This window comes from Desulfofundulus luciae, from assembly GCF_030813795.1.
Taxonomy (GTDB): Bacteria; Bacillota; Desulfotomaculia; order Desulfotomaculales; family Desulfovirgulaceae; genus Desulfofundulus; species Desulfofundulus luciae.
This window is the reverse complement of record NZ_JAUSUX010000010.1, coordinates 19863-38006: the sequence shown is the minus strand read 5'-3', so window position 1 is coordinate 38006 and position 18144 is coordinate 19863. Positions and strand designations below refer to the sequence as shown.

Genomic DNA, 18144 nt, shown 5'->3' with positions numbered 1-18144 from the left:
TACCTCCGGGATCTTGTCCCGGGGGAAGAGCCAGACGTATAATAAGGAGTGAAAAAACATGCTCATGCCTTTTGCTAACGAGCCCTTAACAGATTTCACCCGGGAAGACAACCAAAAGAAAATGAAGGAAGCGCTAGAGAAAGTCAAAAGCCGCCTGGGCAGGGAGTATCCCCTAATTATCGGGGGAGAACAAATCTACACCGAAGAAAAAATCGTCTCTTATAACCCTTCCTGCCACAGTGAGGTTATCGGGCGAGTTTCCCGGGCCCACCAGGCTTTGGCCCAGCGGGCGGTGGAAACGGCCGCAGAAGCTTTCTTGAGCTGGCGCCAGGTACCTCCCGAGGCCAGGGCACGCTATCTCTTTAAGGCTGCAGCCATCATGCGCAAAAGAAAACACGAGCTTTCGGCCTGGATGGTGCTGGAAGCCGGAAAAAACTGGGCCGAGGCCGACGCCGATACCGCCGAGGCCATTGACCTCCTGGAATTTTACGGCCGGGAAATGATCCACCTGGCCCAACCCCAGCCGGTTACCCCCTATCCCGGTGAGGAAAATACCCTGGAATACCTGCCTTTCGGTGTGGGAGTTATCATCCCCCCATGGAACTTCCCCCTGGCCATCCTCACCGGTACGACCGTGGGGCCGGTGGTGGCCGGCAATACGGTGGTTTTAAAGCCAGCCAGCAATACACCGGTAATCGCGTACATGTTCATGGAGATCATGCAGGAAGCAGGTCTGCCTCCCGGGGTAATCAACTTCCTGCCCGGCAGCGGCGGCGAAATTGGTGATTTCCTGGTGGAGCACCCCCTGGTGCATTTCATTAATTTCACCGGCTCCAGGGATGTGGGCCTGCATATTAACAGCCTGGCCGCCCGGATCGCCCCCGGCCAGAAGTGGATCAAGCGGGTGGTGGCGGAAATGGGCGGCAAGAATGCCATCATTATTGACGAAGAATGCAACCTGGATGAAGCCGTAGCCGGCGTGATCACCTCGGCCTATGGCTTTTCCGGCCAGAAATGCTCCGCCTGCTCCCGGCTGATTGTGGTGGGTGACGCCTACCGGCCGGTACTGGACAGATTGACCGAAAGGGTGGCTCAACTTAAGACGGGGCCTGCCGAAGAATACGGTACAGACGTGGGCCCGGTTATTGACGATGCCTCATATAATAAAATCATGGGCTATATCCAGATTGGCCGGGAGGAAGGCCGCCTGCTCGTCGGCGGCCAGGGGGACAACAGCCGGGGCTACTTTATCTGGCCCACGGTGTTTGCCGACGTAGCACCCCGGGCCCGCATTGCCCAGGAGGAAATTTTCGGTCCGGTGCTGGCGGTCATCCAGGCTAAAACCTTCGATGAAGCCATTGCCATTGCCAACGATACGGAATACGGCCTTACCGGGGGCGTATACTCCCGCAACCGCGCCCACCTGGAAAAGGCCCGCCGGGAGTTCCATGCGGGCAACCTGTATTTCAACCGCAAGTGCACCGGTGCCCTGGTAGGAGTGCAACCCTTCGGTGGCTTCAAAATGTCCGGCACCAACTCCAAGGCGGGCGGCAGGGAATATCTGAAATTATTCATGCAAGCCAAGTCCATCTCCGAACGTTTTTAAACGGATGTGAGCTCCTGTGTCCAGACTGGATCAGGTAAAAGAAGACTGCCAGCGGGCAGCCGAAGCCATAGCCGCCGCCCTGGGGGTCGAGGTCGAGGTGATCGACCTCGACCTGGTGCGGGTGGCCGGCACGGGCAAGGTGCGCAACGACGTGGGCTCCCGCCTCCTGCGGGGGCTGGTGAACAAACACGTGCTCAAGACCAGCCAGCCCATTTTCATCAAGGAGGCGGGCTACCACTCCATTTGCATGTCCTGCCCACTTACGGGAAGCTGTTTTTACAAAGCTTCCATCGTTTACCCCATCATTGCGGAACAGAATGTCATCGGCACTATCAGCCTGATTGCCTTTAGCGACGAGCAAAAAGTAACCCTGCTTACCCGCACCGAATCCCTGATGGAATTTATCGGGCGCATGGCCGATCTGATTGCAGCCAAGGTCCTGGAAACCGAGGCCATGACCGAGAAAATGATCATGGCCAGCCAGGTCAACGCGGTCATGGATGCGGTGGATGAAGGGGTCATTGCCATTGACAGTGAAGGGGTGGTGACCCACTTCAACCTCTCTGCCGAACGGATGTTTAACATCCCCAAAAACGAAATTCTGCAGCACAACCTGGAAGAACACCTGGCCGGCCTGCCCCTCCTTTCGGCTCTGCGCGAACCGGGGGGGTTTACTTCCCGGGAGTGTTTTGTCCAGGCCAGGGGGCGGCGGCTGCATCTTCTGGTCACGGCCAGGCCAATCATGGGCAGTGACGGCCGTCCCGTAGGAGTGGTGGCCTCGGCCCGGGACTTCAAGGAGACGCAAAAGCTGGCCTATGAGATTATGAGCGCCCAGAAGGTCTTTACCTTTGATGACATCATCGGGGAAAGCCGGGCCATAAAAGAGCTAAAAGCGAGGGCGGCGAAAATTGCCGGCAGCCATTCCACCGTCCTGATCACCGGTGAAAGCGGCACGGGCAAGGAAATTTTTGCCCGGGCCATCCACGCCGCCAGCCCGCGGAAAAACAAGCCCTTTGTGGCCATAAACTGCGGGGCCATACCGGAAACCCTGCTGGAAAGCGAACTGTTCGGCTATGAAGAAGGAGCCTTCACCGGTGCCCGCAAAGGGGGCAAACCGGGCAAGTTTGAGCTGGCCAATCACGGGACCATTTTCCTGGACGAAATCGGGAACATGTCCCTCTACCTGCAGGCGAAACTTTTACGGGTGCTGCAGGAACGCCAGGTGGAACGCGTCGGCGGCAACCGCCTGATCCCGGTGGACATACGCATCATTGCCGCCACCAACAGCAACCTGGAAGAAATGATTGCCAAGGGGCGTTTCCGGGACGACCTGTATTATCGCTTGAGTGTGATTCCCCTCTACATACCCCCTTTACGGGAAAGGCCGGAGGATATCAAGCTGCTCCTGGAATACTACCGGGAGCACTATAACAACCTCCTGGGCAAGAATATCCGGGGCTATACTTCCCGGGCGGAACGGGCCTGCCTTGCCTATAGCTGGCCGGGAAATGTGCGGGAACTCATCAACGCCGTAGAGTATGCCGTAAACCTGGAAGAAGGCGACCTGATCGATACCGGCAGCCTGCCCCGTTCGGTACAGGAGGGCGGTCACCGCATGGCAGAAATCCCCGGCCGCGAAAGCCGCTGGGTTACTTTAGAGCAGATGGAAAAGGAGGCCATCATCAGCGCCCTGGAGCATTTCGGCTGGAACGAACAGGGAAAAACAAAAGCTGCCCGGGCACTGGGCATTAGCCGGGCGACCATCTACCGCAAAATTGCCAAATATAACCTTCTCCCCCCCGCAACCCGGGAAGAAACTCTCACCAGGGAACGTTAATTCTTGCGTAAAGGCTTTTTCGTGTTCAAGATACCCAGGCGATTCATTTTGTAATATAGAGTGCTCCGGGGTACACCCAGGAGGCGGGCGGTAACGGTCCGGTTACCTCCCGCCTTTTTTAATGCCTTGAGAATGATTTCCTTCTCGGTTTCCTTTGCGGCCAGGGTTAGATCGGGAGGTGACTCCCGGACGGCGGCAAAACCCAGGGCATGCTCCTGCAAGTACTTGGGCAGATCCTTTTCCGTGATCACCTCGTTCTCGGCCAGCACCACCATTCTCTCCACGGTGTTCTTTAATTCCCGGACATTGCCCGGCCAGGAATAAGAAAGCAGTGCCGCCACCACTCCCGGCTCCACCTTGCTGATTTCTTTACCGTAAAGCTGGCAGTATTCCTGCAAAAAGCGGTAGAGCAGTTCGGGAATATCGGAACGCCTCTCCCTCAGGGGAGGCATCTCGACGCTGATTACATTTAAACGATAATACAGATCTTCCCTGAATTCGCCGCCGGAAACCATTTCCTCCAGATGGCGGTTGGTGGCGGCAATAATACGGATATTCACGCTCACGGGCCGGGACCCGCCCACGCGATAAAACACCCTTTCCTGCAACACGCGCAGGAGCTTAACCTGCAGGTTGGGGGACAGCTCCCCGATTTCATCCAGGAAAACCGTTCCTTCATTGGCCATTTCCAACAGACCAGGCTTTCCGCGGGGCCCCGCCCCGGTAAAGGCGCCCTGCTCATAGCCGAAAATTTCACTTTCAAAGAGCTCTGCCGGAATGGCGCCGCAATTGACCACCACGAAGGGCTTGCCCGCCCGGTCGCTGGCCTCGTGGATGGCCCTGGCCAGAACCTCCTTTCCAGTACCGCTCTCCCCCCGGATCAGCACGGTGGCATCGGTGGGGGCGGCCCGCCGGGCCACATCCACTATAGCTTTCAGGCGGGGGTGGTGGCCGTAGAGCTTGGCAAAGGGATCCACCCGCTTGATCTCGTTTTTCTGGATGGCTTCTTTCAGGCATTTGACCTGGTAACTGGCCCGGGACAGAGCGCGGTTGAGCTGGATTATTTCCGTAACATCCTTCTCGGCCGAAACACCGCCTATAACCCGCCCGTCCCGCCTGATGGGCACGGAATTAATTAAAACATGGGTATCCTGGCAGGGCTGGTGGTATTCCGCGTATACCTCATGGTCTTCCCGGCAAACCCGGGTAACCACCAGGTTGGTAAAAAAATCGTGGATGGAACGCCCCAGAATGTCCTGGCATTTGATGCCGTAGAGCAATTCAGCCTTGCGGTTCCAGCCGGTAACGTTTTCCTGGCTGTCAATCATGCAGATAACGTCATCGGTGACCCCCAGCACGGCGGTGAGGGCCGCCTCCGTTTCCCGGATGAAATCCACCAGGCGCTCCGCCACCTGCTCCAAGATCAGCAGGCCTGTTACCGTCCCGCTGGCATCCACAACGGCAATATTTTTCTCCCGTAAAGCCGGGATCACACTTAAAATGTGCTGGTCCAGGATTTCCTCCCCGTGGATGGAAAATTCGGTCAGGTCATTTTCCGGAACCGGCTCACTTAAAAAATCCCGCACCAAAAGCCTTTTTTCCAGGTACATAGGTCATTCTCCCCATCATTCACCCAGATAGGCCCTCTTGACCTCCGGTTTCTGCATAAGTTCTGCCGCCGGACCCTCCAGGGTTATTTCCCCCGTTTGCAGCACATAGGCCCTGTGAGCAATGGAGAGGGCCATATGGGCATTTTGTTCCACCAAAAGAATGGTCGTACCCGCCTTATTAATCTCCTGAATGATGGAAAATACTTCCCGCACCAAAAGCGGCGCCAGCCCCATGGAGGGCTCATCTAACAGTAAAAGCTCCGGCCGGGACATCAGGGCGCGGCCCATGGCCAGCATCTGCTGTTCTCCACCGCTTAAAGTACCGGCCAGCTGATTTTTGCGCTCGGCCAGGCGGGGAAAACGCTCGAAAACCCGTTCCAGCCCCGCCTTCAACTCGGAGCGGCTGCGCACCACATACGCCCCCATCTCCAGGTTTTCCAGCACCGTCATGCGGCTGAATACCCGCCTGCCCTCGGGCACCTGGGTCAGACCGAGCTCCACAATTTTGTAGGGAGGCAATTTGGTAATATCGCGGCCTTTGTAGGTGATCTGACCTTTTTGGACCCGCAAAAGGCCGGAAATGGTGCGCAGGGTGGTAGTCTTACCCGCCCCGTTGGCACCAATCAGGGCCACAATCTCCCCTTCCTTTACCGAAAAAGATATGCCTTTCAAGGCTTCAATTACCCCGTAGGCAACGCTGACCTCTTTAACCTCCAGCACCTTCACACATCCTTCCCCAGGTAGGCCTCAATTACCGCCGGATCCTGCTGTACTTCGGCGGGAGTCCCATCGGCTATCTTTCTGCCGTAATCCAGCACCGCCACCCGGTCGGCCAGGCTCATGACAAACTTCATATCGTGTTCCACCAGGAAAATGGTGATTCCCATGTCCCGGATGCGGCGGACCATCCCGGAAAGGTCCTGTTTTTCCTGCGGGTTCATCCCGGCCGCCGGCTCATCCAGCAAAATTATTTTGGGATCGGTAGCCAGGGCCCGGGCAATTTCCAGCCGCCTTTGTTCACCGTAGGAAAGATTCCTGGCCAGCTCCTCCTCCTTGGCATCTAGACCCATGAATTCCAGCAACTCCCGTGCCCGCGCGGTGATCCTTGTTTCTTCCGCCCGCACGCGGCCAAAGGGCAAAAGGGCCCCCCATACTCCCGCCCTGCCCCGGCAATGCCGGCCGATCTGTACATTTTCCAGCACCGTCAGATTGCCAAAAAGACGGATGTTTTGAAAGGTACGGGCGATGCCCCGGGCGGTTATCTCGTGGGGGGGCAGGCCGTTTATTTTTTCACCGCGAAAAATGATTTCACCCCCCGTGGGGCGGTAGATGCCGGTGACCAGGTTGAAGATGGTGCTTTTTCCCGCCCCGTTGGGGCCAATCAGGACCCGAATTTCCCCTTCCTCTATGGTCATGTCCACATCATCCACGGCACAAAGGCCGCCGAACCGGATGCTTAAACCTTTTAACTCCAGGATTGCTGCCATACATCCTCCCGCCATCAGGTCGAACAAGTGTCCGACGTTTTTTTTAACTGCTCAGGGCCGTCGCCTTTTGTTTTCTGCGCCGCAACAGGCGGCGGAAGTTAACGCCACCCAGCAAACCGTTGGGCCGGAAGATCATCATTAATACCAGAAGCAAACCGTAAATCATCATCCGGTATTCCTGGACGAAGCGCAGGAACTCGGGAGCCAGGGTGAGCACGGTCGTACCAACAATTGTCCCCGGGATGCTTCCCAGACCGCCCAGCACTACGAAGTTCAAAATCTCAAAGGATTTCAAAAAGCCAAAGTCGTTGGGGTTTAAGTATTGCAGCATATGGGCATAAAAGCCCCCGCTGATCCCGGCCAGGAAGCAACCGATGCCGAAAGCCTGGATCTTGTACCACATGGCGTTAATGCCCATGGCCCCGGCGGCAATCTCATCCTCCCGTATGGCCTTCAAAGCGCGGCCAAAGCGGGAATTCTCCAGCAAAACCGCGGCCGCCACGGCCAGGATCACAAAAATGGTTACATTTACCAGGTTGGATGCACGGGGAATGGCAGCCAGTCCAATGGCTCCCCCGGTTATTTTCATATTTGTGAAGGCCACCCGCACAATTTCCCCGAAGCCCAGGGTGGCAATACCCAGGTAGTCACCGGTGAGCTTGAGTACGGGAATACCCAGCAATATTCCAAATAAAGCCGCCATTAATCCGCCCAGGATAAGACTTGCTAGAAAAGGCATATGGAAATTCCTGGTTAATATTGCCGCCGTGTAGGCGCCAATACTTAAGAAAGCAGCATGCCCAAAGGTAAGCTGACCGCACAAGCCGGTAATCAGGTTCAGGCCTAAAGCCGCAATGATATAAATGCCCACCAGCATGAGCACCTGCTGGTAATAGGGGTCAATTACACTGGCTAGCCATTGTGACATAATTTCTACACCTTCCTCTGGATGGGCCGCCCCAAAAGACCGGTAGGCCTGACCAGCAAAATAATGATCAGCAGGGTAAAGGCAATGGCATCTTTATAGGTCGAAAAGCCTGCGGCCACGCCAAAAACCTCGGCCAGACCCAGGAGCAGGCCGCCCAGCATGGCGCCGGGAATATTGCCGATACCACCCAGCACCGCCGCCACAAAGGCTTTCAGACCGGCAGTCACACCCATATAAGGAGATACGGAGTTAAAATAAATCCCTACCAGCACTCCACCCGCCGCGGCCAGGGCAGACCCGATGGCAAAGGTAAAGGAAATCACCCGGTTGATGTTGATGCCCATCAGGCTGGCCGTATCGTAATCCTCGGAGGCCGCCCGCATGGCCTTGCCGATTTTAGTGTACTTGACGATAAACTGCAATCCCACCATCAGGGCCACAGAAACCAGCAAGATAACCATCTGGATGCTGGAGAACTCCAGGGTGCCCACCCGCAGGGTCACATTTTTCAAAACGGGAGGAAACCCGGTGGGCTGCGGGCCTTTGAGGACGGTCATAAAGGTTTCCAGAAAGATGGATACTCCAATGGTGGTAATGAGGAGATTCAAACGGGGGGCACGGCGCAAAGGACGATAGGCTACCCGCTCGATGGTCACCCCCAGGACCACACAGGCGAGCATGGCGGTGGTCAGGGTGAGGAAAAAATTCTGGTGGAAGAGGGCTACCGCCGCCACCCCGATAAAGGCGCCGATCATGTAAATGTCGCCGTGGGCAAAGTTAATCAACTGGATGATGCCGTAAACCATGGTGTAACCCAGGGCAATTAAGGCGTAAGTGGCCCCCAGGGTGAGGCCGTTAATAATTTGTTGCAGTAACATGGCTCCCTCCACAAAACAAATTTCTGGTGGAACCGGGTAAGTTCGACCCGGTTCCACCGGAAACTGGAAATAAGGATCAGGCTTTCGGCGCCTCGGTAGGTAGAGCTGCCTTGATGCTGAATTGCTGGTTCTTCACTTCCAGCAAGTACACCGGGCTCTTGACGGGCTCCCGGTTGGGCAGGAAGGTCAACGTACCGGAAACACCCGGATAATCCCTGGTCTTTGCTAAAGCATCTTTAAATTTAGAAGGATCGGTGCTGTTGGCTTCCTTCATGGCCTTGGCCAGCAACATCACTGCATCGTAACCCTGGGCGGAGAACATATCGGGCAGCTTGTTGTCATTGGCCGCCTGGTATTTCTTGATGAACTCTTTGGTCTGGGGAGCGGCATTGGCAGGGTCGGCGGCAAAACCGGTGTACACCATGCTGCCCTCAACCGCATCGCCGCCCAGCTTCCAGAGCACCGGGGAAAGCAGACCGTCGCCACCGGCCATCTTCAGGTCCAGGCCCTGCTTGCGCACTTCTTTCATAAACAGGCCGCCCTCGGTGTAATAGCCGGTAAAGATAATCCCGTCGGGCTTGGCCTGCTTGATCCGGGTCACCTGGGCGCTGAAATCCTGGTCCCCGTCCTGGATGCTCTCTCTATCGACTATTTGGGCGTTATGCTTGGCCAGCGCCCCTTCAAAGATCTTGGTCAGGCCCACGCTGTAGTCGTTGTTGGTGGAAGTAACAATGGCCACTTTCTTCCACCCCAGCTTGTTGACCAGATAATCGGTTACCGCCGGAGCAGCCACGGCATCCAAAAGGGTATCCCGGAAAATATAATCGCCCAACTCCACCACGCCTGGACCCACTGCGCCGGCAGAAAGGAGAACAACCTTATTTTGCTGGCAGATGGGTGCGGCCAGCTTGGTCTTGCCGGTAGTGGGATCGCCTACAATGGCCACCACCCGGTCCTTGCTAATCATTTTCTGCACCACGGCGGCAGCCTCAGTTTGCTTGCTGCCGTGGTCCGACTCCACGATTTCAATCTTTTTGCCCAGCACGCCGCCTTCTTTATTTAAGTCCTCGGCGGCCATTTTCATGCCTTTTAAAGTTTCTATACCGTAGCTGGCCTCGTTTCCGGTCAAAGCGCCCATGAAACCAATCTTAATGGTATCACCCGACGCCCCGCCTTTATTTTCGCCACCGCCCGAAGTGCCAGTTTTACCACCACACCCGGCCACCAGGGCAATCATGAGCAACACACTTAATAATACCAGGGCTACCTTATACTTTTTCAACTGTTCTCCTCCTCCTTTTTCTTTAACTTTCTTTAACTTTCCCAAACCCTTTTGCCTACCCCCGTTAACTCGCTATGCAACCCCTTGTAGCACTTTCACCTCCATTTTCTGAAAATTCCTTAGAATAAAATATTTCGACTTTAAGGGCCCAAATCCTTTTCAAAAAATCGACAAATAAGAAATTTTTTTTGTCCGTATTTTTAGACACCATCACCCATACCAAAATAAAAAAGATCCCGCACCCCCTTAGTTTAGCAGGCTTGTTGGGATCTTTCCCCGATCCACCGGTCAGGCACCGTTGCCCGGTCCCCTGGGAACAACTTTACCCTTTTTTTCATTTTACACTTGCCAAAAGCCAGGTGTCAATCTTTTTTTCAGGCAAAACCTGATTCGTTACTTGTTTAAAAAACTATACAAATATCAACACCTTGCGCGGGTAGTTGTACAACTGGCCCGCAGGCGGCGGCATGTTTTAAAGGCTACGTTACCGGCAGGAGTTCCACCTTTTTAAAGCGAATAGTTATTTGTCGAGCCTACAGAAAGGAAGAAGTCCATATGTCTGCACAGGAACCAAAGAAAAACCGGATCATCGTCACCGTCCTGGGGCCCGACCGGGTGGGCATTATCGCCGGGGTGGCCCAGGTGCTGGCCGAAAACAACATCAATATCCTGGACATCAGCCAGACCATATTGCAGGAATTCCTGGCCATGATCATGATTGCCGACATGGAAAAAAGCCGCATCAACCTGAGCACTTTAAAAGAACGCCTGGCGGCAAAAGGGTCCGAACTGGGGGTGCGCATCGACGCCCAGCACGAGGACGCCTTTCGCTTCATGCACAGGATTTAGCCTGAAAGGGCTTTTTTAACGCATAACACTGAAAAATGACGGTGCGCTGTTCTTCGCGCACTCCAGTGCTCCGCGCCGACAGCACCACGGCTTGCTACGGGCCGGCTCTGGCTCTCTGCGGATTACCATCGACACTGTTACCTCCCAACCATTTTTAACTGCCCGATGTGTCACCAATAAGTGTTCTTCCATTCGTTTTCGTTTGGCGTCCTCGAGAGCCGAGCCGGCAGCCTTGCTTCGCCTGGTGCTGTTACCGGCGCTGCGCAAGTCGTTTGCTCAGAATCAGCGCACCGTCCCTGCGCAAATGCTTTTGGTAATTGAATAAGTAAAAAACGAAGGAGAAACAAATACCATGCTTACCCTGGCAGAAATCATGGAAACCATCAAGATGGTCCAGGAAGAAAACCTGGACATTCGCACCATTACCATGGGCATCAGTCTGCGGGACTGCGCGGACCCGGATCCCAAGACGGCATGCCGGAAAATCTACGATAAAATCACCCGCCTGGCCAGCAGGCTGGTTGCGGTGGGAGAAGAAATCAGCCGGGAATACGGCATTCCCATCGTACACAAACGGATCTCCGTCACCCCCATTTCCCTGATTGCCGAATGCAGCCGTCAGGAAGATTACATGGAATACGCCCTTACCCTGGATGCCGCCGCGGCCGCCGTAGGGGTAAACTTTATCGGCGGCTTTTCTGCCCTGGTACACAAAGGCTTTACCGGCGGGGACCGGATATTGATTACTTCCATCCCCGCCGCCCTGGCCGGCACCGGAAGGGTCTGCGCCTCGGTAAACGTGGCTACCACCAGGGCGGGCATAAATATGGACGCCGTTTACCTGATGGGCCGGGTGATTAAAGAAACCGCCGCGCGGACGGCGGAACAGGGCGGTTTAGGCTGTGCCAAACTGGTGGTTTTCAGCAACGTCCCCGAGGACAACCCCTTTATGGCCGGCGCCTTTCATGGAGTCGGGGAGCCCGAATGTACCATCAATGTAGGGGTGTCCGGACCGGGAGTGGTTAAAAACGCCGTCGCCCGGGTGGGCAATGCGGATTTCGGAACACTGGCGGAAACAGTGAAAAAGACGGCTTTTAAAATTACCCGGATGGGGGAGCTGGTTGGCCGGCTGGCGGCAGAACGGCTGGGTGTGCCCTTCGGCATTGTAGACCTGTCCCTGGCCCCCACCCCGGCAGTAGGGGACAGCGTGGCGGAGATCCTGGAAGCCATGGGCCTGGAACGTTGCGGCACCCACGGCACCACCGCCGCCCTGGCCCTGTTAAACGATGCCGTTAAAAAAGGAGGGGCCATGGCCTCTTCCTACGTAGGCGGATTGTCGGGGGCCTTTATCCCGGTCAGCGAAGACGCGGGGATGATCCGGGCAGTACAGGAAGGAGCCCTTTCCCTGGACAAGCTGGAGGCCATGACCTGCGTCTGTTCGGTGGGCCTGGACATGATTGCCGTCCCCGGGGATACCAGTGCGGAAACCATCGCCGCCATTATTGCCGATGAGGTGGCCATTGGCGTGATCAACAATAAAACCACCGCCGTCAGAATCATTCCCGCCCCGGGCAAAAAGGTGGGGGATAAAGTCACCTTTGGCGGGCTCTTAGGAGAAGCGCCCGTAATGGCGGTGCATCCTTTTTCCGCGGACAACTTTGTGCGCCGGGGAGGTCGCATCCCCGCCCCCATCCAGAGTCTGACCAATTAAGACCGGAAAAGCCATCCCATCCCATGGAGGCACAACGGGAACCGCCCGGTTTTTTGCCCAGGAAGGGGCCAGCCCAACAGCCATCGGCACTTTACGGCTTACCGTTGGCGGACTACTTACTATTGATTGAGCAAATAACGGTAGGCCCCCAGGGCGGCCTTGGCCCCTTCCCCGGCGGCAACGATAATCTGTTTTTCCGGAATGCTGCTCACATCCCCGGCTGCAAAGGCACCGGGTACGGAGGTGCTGCAGTCGCAGTCGACCTTGATTTCACCTTTCTCGTTCAGCTCCAGCAGACCTTCGACAAAGTGTGTGCTGGGTACAGTGCCAATTTCGATAAATACCCCTTGCACGGGTATTCTTTTCTCTTCTTTTCGTCCATCCAGGGAGCGCAAAGTGATGCCCGCTACCCTTTCGTTTCCTTCGATGCGCACCGTTTCGTACCCCACCAGCTTGGTCAGATTCGGCGCGTTTTTCACTTTATCGACGAGAATGGGGTCGGCCGTCCATTCCACCTGGGAGACAACGTAGACCTGTTTGGCTATTTTGATCAAATCGTACGCTGCCGTAAGAGCCGAGTTGCCGCCGCCTACTACAGCCACGTCCATACCGGCAAAAAGGGGGGCATCGCAAACCGCGCAGTAGCTGACCCCCCGGCCCGTTAACTCCCTTTCACCGGGCGCATTGAGCCGGCGGGGAACCTTGCCGGAAGCTACAATCACCGCCCGGGAGTGAAATTCCTCGCCGCCGGCAGTGCTGGTGATAAAATGACCGTTCTCCCGGGTTAGTTTAACTACTTCGGCTTCGACCCGCTTAACGGGGTATTGTTTCACATGGTCTTCAAACTTGGACAGCAATTCGGAACCGGTGATATATTGAAAACCGATATAGTTTTCTACTCCCGAAGCCCAGGCCATCTGGCCTCCATACTGTTTTCCAATTAAGAGGGTAGACAGCTTTTTGCGAGCCGCATATACGGCCGCCGTTAACCCTGCCGGGCCCATCCCGATAATGACCAGGTCGTACATCGCAAGTTTCCCCCCCCTGGCCATTATTATCTCCCTGCAGGGAAAATTAATGCAACTTTTACCTTAAACCTTGTAACTGGCGGTAATGTCCTTTAATTCAGCGGAAATGCGGACCAGTTCCTGGACTGCAGTAGCCAGTTCCTGGACTGTCCCCGTAACTTGCTGGCTGGACGCCGCCAGGCCACGGGTACCCTCCCTCGGCGGTCTGCTCCATTTGTCCGGCCACCTTGACCACCATCTCCTGGGCCTGCGCCATATCATTAAAGGTCCCCGCCAGGCGAGCCAGTTCATCCTGCCCGGAAACCGGAATTTGCCGGGTTAAATCGCCGGCAGCCATCTTAATTTGTAATCTTAAATTGCAGAGACAGGCTGTTCAACCTGTCTGCCACCCGGGCCAACCGGCGGGCTGCATTGTTTATTTCCGCCAGCTCCTCCACCTCTTTCTGGTCTTTCCCGGCGGTGGAGCAGTAGCTTTCCGTGCGGTCCAAAATAAGCCGGCTACTTTTGGCCATCTCCATGGTGCTCAGGTGGACTGTCCGGAAAAGATTGGTCAGGTAGGCGGTCATGGTGTTAAACGCCTGGGCCAGGTTGCCCAGTTCGTCCTGCTTGCGTACCGGGACTTTATAGGCGAAATTGCCGGTGGCGATATGCCGGGTAGCTTCCATTAAATCATTAATGGGCAGGCGTAAAACACGTTTGCTGATGATGTGTGCCAGCATGATTCCAGCATATAACGCTGCCAGCAAAACAAAAACCATGGTCAGGGCCAGATTGCGCATGTATCTTTTTGTTCGTTCCTGATCCATCTGGATGTAAAAGTAGCCCAGCAAACTGCCTTCGGCAGTTCTTACCGGAGCGCTGATCACCGGACCGGGGGAAACGCTTTTTTGAAAGATTCCTTCCGAAGAGCCCTCAGGAACAGTTCTGCCAATCAAAAGGGTATTGGTATGAGCAACTATTTTCCCGCCGGAATTAACGATGGCCGCTTCCCCGATATCTTCATTTGCCTTCAGGTCGGAAAAGAGCTTGTTTAATAGCTGCGGGTCGCCGGCCTGCAGCCGCTCGGCCGCCAGGGCGGTAACAGCGGAGGCAACGGCCTCGCCTTTCTCCTTTATTTGAAGCTCCATGATTTGCTGGATACGGATGTAAGTAGAACAACCCACCGTAACGATTAGAAAAGAAATTAACAGGCCAAAGTAAATGCTTATTTTAGTGGCAATGGAAATTCTGCGCCCCGTGTTTTTCATTGCGGATCACCTCTTTTTCAGAAAAACTTAGTGTGTCCCCCGGTACTGTGCCGGTTTTCAAGAGAACGCCGGCGGGCAGCTCAACCACCCGGCGCGCCCCGGGCACCGGCATGGTGAACCGGTAAGGAGGCAGGTTGACCAGGGTTTTGAGCACCGTCCCTTTTTCATCCAGGAAAGCCACATCAATATGCAAACGCAGAAAGCAGGTGTGGACGGCCCGGCATTTTTCCAGAACAAGAGCCTCGCCGGGTTCCATCTTCCGCCTGCCCATAAGTCCCTTCAACCGTGACCAGAAGTTTGCCGCCACCCGCACATTCTGGGCCAGCAATGCGTTGCGGGTTAAATTAATCAAACGCATCCCTGTAAAACCTCACCTGGTAAAAACTTTACTGATTTTGATCACCGCCGGCCCCAGGAGAACCAGGAATACGGCGGGAAATATAAAAAACACCATGGGAAAAAGCATTTTCACCGGCGCCTTCATCGCTCTTTCTTCGGCCCGCTGGCGCCTCTTGTTTCTCATTTGTGCCGACTGCGCGCGCAGCACGTTGCCAATACTGATCCCCAACCGGTCGGCGACAATGATGGAGCCGGCAAAGGAGGAAAACTCGTCCACCCCCAGCCTTTCGGCTGCATCCCGGAGGGCTTCACGCCGCGGCTTGCCCATGTTTATTTCCCGCAGTATTTGCGAAAACTCTTTGGCCAGCAGGCCTTTCTTTTTCTCCGCCACCTTCAAAAGGGCGCCGTCAAAGCCCAGCCCCGCTTCCACGCTTACGGTCAACAGGTCCAGCACATCCGGAAGCTCTTTTCTGATCAGTTCGGCGCGGTCCCGGATCCGGGCCTCAAGATAAAAGTTCGGCAGGTGCCAGCCCAGCAAAACGCCCAGGAAGGACAACAGGCAGGTTTGAACCGGCTCCAGGTGGACCGTTCCGGAAAAGAAAAAGGAAAATACCCCGGCCGCTCCGGCGGTAAAGTACTTGAGCAAGGCGTACTCGCCGGCGCTCAAACCGCCCGGCCTCCCCGCCCGGTTCAGTTTCTCTTCCAGAACGGCAGTTTTCTCGGCCGGGATGAAAACACCGGCCAGGCCAATCATCTTTCTTAAAACCGGCCGGACCACCCTCTGCAAAAAGGGCGCCTTTAATTCCTGTTCCCGGAAAGATAAGGCGGGGGCTCCCAACACTTCCTCCACCCTTTGGGAAATTTGCAAGCGCTCCCCCCAAAGGGCTTGGTAAAGGCCCAGAAGAAAAAATATAATAGCCAGAAAAAACGCGGCCGCTGAAAGGATCATCAATAAACAACCCCTTCCTGTCAAACGCTTATGCGGACGATCCTTTTAATTAAAATCCATCCCAACAGCTCGGCCAGCGCCGCCGCGCCCAGCATCATTCGCCCGGTGGGATGGGTAAACAGGACACTGATATACCCGGGATTGATGAGCAGCATGACAACAACCAGGAATACGGGCAACACACTGATGATTGTTCCGGAAAGGCGTCCCTGGGCGGTCAGAGCACGGATTTCCCCCTGAATACGCACCCTTTCCTGGATGGTCCGGGCAATCTTATCCAGCACCTCGGCCAGGTTCCCTCCCACCTGCCGCTGGATGAGCACGGCGGTAACCACCAGGGACAGGTCTTCGCTTTTCACTCTTTTGACCAGGCTGGTCAACGCCTCCTCCACCGGCGTGCCCAGGCTCAACTCCCGAAAGGTGCGTCCAAATTCCCGCCCGATGGGCGGCGGCATCTCCCGCTGGACCACTTCGATGGCCTGCATAAAACTAAAGCCGGCGCGCAAAGAGTTGGCCATGATTAAAAGAGTATCGGCAATCTGACCGTTAAAAAGCATCACCCGTCTTCTGGCGATTGCCTTTACCAGCCAGAAAGGCGCCGCCCCGGCGGCCAGCGCAGCCATCACGGCCAGCTCCGGGCGCCCGGTCAGCGCAACAGCGATAACACCTCCCCCGGCCGCGCAAAACGCGGCCAGGGCGACAAATTCTTCTCCTTTGAAAGGCAGATCAGCTTCGGCCAGCCGCCTGTCCGCGGCCATACTCAACACCCGCGGGGACAACCGGCCCGCGTGGGCGAGCAGCGATTTAAAGAAGTTATGGCGCAGGTCTTGATTAATCTTTTCCATCCGGCCGTTTCCGTCCGGGCCTCCCTGCCCGGCCAGTTCTTTTAGCCGGTCGGTGATAAACTTCTTCCGGGCCAGGATGAGTTGCTGCAGCCCCGGCGCAAGCAACGCTACGGCCAGAAAAGTAAAAAGGGCAATAACCTTCAAATCCACGCCACCCACTCCTTTAGCGCAGCCAGAATATATTCGGCGGCAGCTCGATCCCGCACACTTCCAGGCGGTCTATAAATTTTGGCCTGATCCCGGTGGCCCGGAACCGGCCGAGTATTTTTCCGTTGCCGTCCACGCCCGTCTGCTCGAAAAGAAAAAGATCCTGGAGGACGATCACGTCCCCTTCCATCCCCTGTACTTCCGTAATGTGGGTGACTTTTCGGGACCCGTCCTTAAGGCGCGCCATGTGCACGATCACATCGAGGGCCGAGGAAATCTGTTCCCTGATGGCACGCACGGGCAAGTCCACCCCCGCCATCAGCACCATGGTTTCCAGGCGCGAAAGAATGTCCCGGGGGGAATTGGCGTGCCCGGTGGTCAAAGAGCCGTCATGACCCGTGTTCATGGCCTGCAGCATGTCCAGCGCTTCGCCGCTGCGCACCTCACCCACGATGATGCGGTCCGGGCGCATCCGCAAAGCGTTGCGCACCAGGTCCCGGATGGTTACCTCCCCCCGCCCTTCCATATTCGCGGGACGGCTTTCCAGGGTGACGACATGCTCCTGGCGAAGCTGCAATTCGGCCGCGTCCTCAATGGTAATGATCCGCTCATCGGCCGGGATAAAAGAGGAGAGAATATTCAGCATGCTTGTCTTCCCGCTTCCCGTGCCTCCGGAGACAATCATGTTCAGGCGCGCACGCACACACGCTTCCAGGAAAAGGGCCATTTCTTCCGTAAGGGTGCCCAGCGACAGCAGATTTTCCACCGTGAGCGGATCCTGAAAAAATTTACGGATGGTAATGGTAGGCCCGTTCAAGGCCAGGGGAGGAATAATGGCGTTGACCCGGGAGCCGTCCGGCAACCGGGCGTCGACCATGGGGGAGCTTTCGTCTATTCTTCGCCCCAGAGGGGCCACGATTTTTTCAATCACGTGCATGACGTGCTGGTCGTCCCGGAAAGTAATGGGGGTGAGCTCCAGCCTGCCCCCCCGCTCCACGTAGACCTGACGCGGCCCGTTGACCATAATTTCCGTAACTTCCGGGTCTTTCAACAGGGAGGTGATCGGGCCAAAACCAATCGCTTCATCGATAATCTCATTGATGATCCGCTGGCGGTCGGAACGGGAGACGTGCCGCCCGGATTCATCAATCAATCTGCCGACCAGGTCCCCGATCCTTTCGGCCACCGGTTCGCGGCGGTCTCTTTTCTCCTGGGGCAGTTCCGCCAGTTCGGCGATAACTTTCTTGTGCAGGTCGATTTTAAGGTCCTGGAAGGGGTCTTTGGGGGGAGCGGAATAAGCCTGCCTGGGAGGCTGAATGCTTTTATTTGCCTGTACAGCTCCGCCGGGTTCAAAAGTTCTCCTGTTTTTCTGCTCAAACCTCGCAAAAAGGGACACCCCAA

17 protein-coding genes are annotated in these 18144 nt (G+C 55.9%); 4 read left to right on the top strand and 13 right to left on the bottom strand.

Features of this window, described 5'->3' with window-relative positions; all coding sequences use genetic code 11:
* Positions 1-58: 58 nt before the first annotated feature.
* Both pruA and J2Z49_RS07540 read left to right on the top strand, forming a co-directional pair.
* Positions 59-1606, top strand: coding sequence for an L-glutamate gamma-semialdehyde dehydrogenase (gene pruA, locus J2Z49_RS07545; RefSeq protein WP_307401579.1), 1548 nt, complete (start codon positions 59-61; stop codon positions 1604-1606).
* A gap of 16 nt (positions 1607-1622) precedes the next feature.
* Complete coding sequence (locus J2Z49_RS07540) at positions 1623-3443, top strand: sigma-54 interaction domain-containing protein (RefSeq protein ID WP_307401577.1); 1821 nt, start codon at positions 1623-1625, stop codon at positions 3441-3443.
* On the opposite strand, the gene J2Z49_RS07535 is transcribed toward J2Z49_RS07540, so the two are convergent.
* From J2Z49_RS07535 to J2Z49_RS07510, 6 genes are all read right to left on the bottom strand, one after another.
* On the bottom strand, positions 3440-5053 hold the full coding sequence (locus tag J2Z49_RS07535) for a sigma-54 interaction domain-containing protein (RefSeq protein WP_307401576.1): 1614 nt from the start codon (positions 5051-5053) through the stop codon (positions 3440-3442). The two genes, J2Z49_RS07540 and J2Z49_RS07535, sit on opposite strands and share 4 nt — an antisense overlap.
* 15 nt (positions 5054-5068) lie before the next feature.
* Entirely contained in the window at positions 5069-5779 is a 711-nt protein-coding gene (locus tag J2Z49_RS07530) for an ABC transporter ATP-binding protein (protein WP_407650065.1), read from the bottom strand.
* Positions 5776-6540 (bottom strand): ABC transporter ATP-binding protein, encoded by a 765-nt coding sequence (locus J2Z49_RS07525; RefSeq protein WP_307401740.1) that lies wholly within the window; start codon positions 6538-6540, stop codon positions 5776-5778. The genes J2Z49_RS07530 and J2Z49_RS07525 overlap by 4 nt, the downstream gene beginning before the upstream one ends.
* Positions 6541-6583: 43 nt before the next feature.
* Positions 6584-7468 carry a branched-chain amino acid ABC transporter permease gene (locus tag J2Z49_RS07520; RefSeq protein WP_307401572.1) on the bottom strand — a complete coding sequence of 295 codons (885 nt, stop codon included), beginning with the start codon at positions 7466-7468 and terminating at the stop codon, positions 6584-6586.
* A gap of 5 nt (positions 7469-7473) precedes the next feature.
* The gene (locus J2Z49_RS07515; protein WP_307401569.1) at positions 7474-8346 is read right to left on the bottom strand and encodes a branched-chain amino acid ABC transporter permease; all 873 of its coding nucleotides are present in this window, start codon (positions 8344-8346) and stop codon (positions 7474-7476) included.
* A gap of 76 nt (positions 8347-8422) precedes the next feature.
* On the bottom strand, positions 8423-9628 hold the full coding sequence (locus J2Z49_RS07510) for an ABC transporter substrate-binding protein (protein ID WP_307401563.1): 1206 nt from the start codon (positions 9626-9628) through the stop codon (positions 8423-8425).
* A 555-nt stretch (positions 9629-10183) separates the two neighbouring features.
* Here J2Z49_RS07510 and J2Z49_RS07505 point away from each other — a divergent pair.
* Positions 10184-10477 carry an ACT domain-containing protein gene (locus tag J2Z49_RS07505; RefSeq protein ID WP_121452452.1) on the top strand — a complete coding sequence of 98 codons (294 nt, stop codon included), beginning with the start codon at positions 10184-10186 and terminating at the stop codon, positions 10475-10477.
* 352 nt (positions 10478-10829) lie between these two features.
* Positions 10830-12188, top strand: a complete 1359-nt coding sequence (locus J2Z49_RS07500; RefSeq protein WP_307401561.1) for a PFL family protein — start codon at positions 10830-10832, stop codon at positions 12186-12188.
* 119 nt (positions 12189-12307) lie between these two features.
* Here J2Z49_RS07500 and J2Z49_RS07495 read toward each other — a convergent pair whose 3' ends face one another.
* The 7 genes from J2Z49_RS07495 to J2Z49_RS07465 all read right to left on the bottom strand — a co-directional run bounded on the left by J2Z49_RS07495 (position 12308) and on the right by J2Z49_RS07465 (position 18139).
* Positions 12308-13216 carry an NAD(P)/FAD-dependent oxidoreductase gene (locus J2Z49_RS07495; RefSeq protein WP_307401559.1) on the bottom strand — a complete coding sequence of 303 codons (909 nt, stop codon included), beginning with the start codon at positions 13214-13216 and terminating at the stop codon, positions 12308-12310.
* Positions 13217-13313: 97 nt separating this feature from the next.
* A complete protein-coding gene (locus J2Z49_RS07490; RefSeq protein WP_307401558.1) occupies positions 13314-13553 on the bottom strand; it encodes a HAMP domain-containing protein in 240 nt (79 codons plus the stop codon).
* A 1-nt stretch (position 13554) separates the two neighbouring features.
* Positions 13555-14463, bottom strand: coding sequence for a HAMP domain-containing protein (locus tag J2Z49_RS07485; RefSeq protein WP_307401555.1), 909 nt, complete (start codon positions 14461-14463; stop codon positions 13555-13557).
* Positions 14426-14821 carry a DUF192 domain-containing protein gene (locus J2Z49_RS07480; RefSeq protein WP_307401552.1) on the bottom strand — a complete coding sequence of 132 codons (396 nt, stop codon included), beginning with the start codon at positions 14819-14821 and terminating at the stop codon, positions 14426-14428. Before J2Z49_RS07480 ends, J2Z49_RS07485 begins: the two co-directional genes overlap by 38 nt.
* A gap of 12 nt (positions 14822-14833) precedes the next feature.
* Positions 14834-15670, bottom strand: a complete 837-nt coding sequence (locus J2Z49_RS07475) for a type II secretion system F family protein (protein ID WP_243174810.1) — start codon at positions 15668-15670, stop codon at positions 14834-14836.
* Between the two features lie 101 nt (positions 15671-15771).
* Positions 15772-16746, bottom strand: coding sequence for a type II secretion system F family protein (locus tag J2Z49_RS07470; protein WP_307401548.1), 975 nt, complete (start codon positions 16744-16746; stop codon positions 15772-15774).
* 13 nt (positions 16747-16759) lie between these two features.
* Entirely contained in the window at positions 16760-18139 is a 1380-nt protein-coding gene (locus tag J2Z49_RS07465) for a CpaF family protein (protein WP_307401544.1), read from the bottom strand.
* Positions 18140-18144 lie beyond the last annotated feature (5 nt).

Bases quoted from the DNA above. Each gene is read 5' to 3' on its own strand.
- J2Z49_RS07500 (WP_307401561.1), top strand. From the start codon at position 10,830: ATGCTTACCCTGGCAGAAATCATGGAAACCATCAAGATGGTCCAGGAA.
- pruA (WP_307401579.1), top strand. From the start codon at position 59: ATGCTCATGCCTTTTGCTAACGAGCCCTTAACAGATTTCACCCGGGAA.
- J2Z49_RS07520 (WP_307401572.1), bottom strand. From the start codon at position 7,468: ATGTCACAATGGCTAGCCAGTGTAATTGACCCCTATTACCAGCAGGTG.
- J2Z49_RS07480 (WP_307401552.1), bottom strand. From the start codon at position 14,821: ATGCGTTTGATTAATTTAACCCGCAACGCATTGCTGGCCCAGAATGTG.
- J2Z49_RS07535 (WP_307401576.1), bottom strand. From the start codon at position 5,053: ATGTACCTGGAAAAAAGGCTTTTGGTGCGGGATTTTTTAAGTGAGCCG.
- J2Z49_RS07515 (WP_307401569.1), bottom strand. From the start codon at position 8,346: ATGTTACTGCAACAAATTATTAACGGCCTCACCCTGGGGGCCACTTAC.
- J2Z49_RS07490 (WP_307401558.1), bottom strand. From the start codon at position 13,553: ATGGCTGCCGGCGATTTAACCCGGCAAATTCCGGTTTCCGGGCAGGAT.
- J2Z49_RS07525 (WP_307401740.1), bottom strand. From the start codon at position 6,540: ATGGCAGCAATCCTGGAGTTAAAAGGTTTAAGCATCCGGTTCGGCGGC.
- J2Z49_RS07495 (WP_307401559.1), bottom strand. From the start codon at position 13,216: ATGTACGACCTGGTCATTATCGGGATGGGCCCGGCAGGGTTAACGGCG.
- J2Z49_RS07505 (WP_121452452.1), top strand. From the start codon at position 10,184: ATGTCTGCACAGGAACCAAAGAAAAACCGGATCATCGTCACCGTCCTG.
- J2Z49_RS07485 (WP_307401555.1), bottom strand. From the start codon at position 14,463: ATGAAAAACACGGGGCGCAGAATTTCCATTGCCACTAAAATAAGCATT.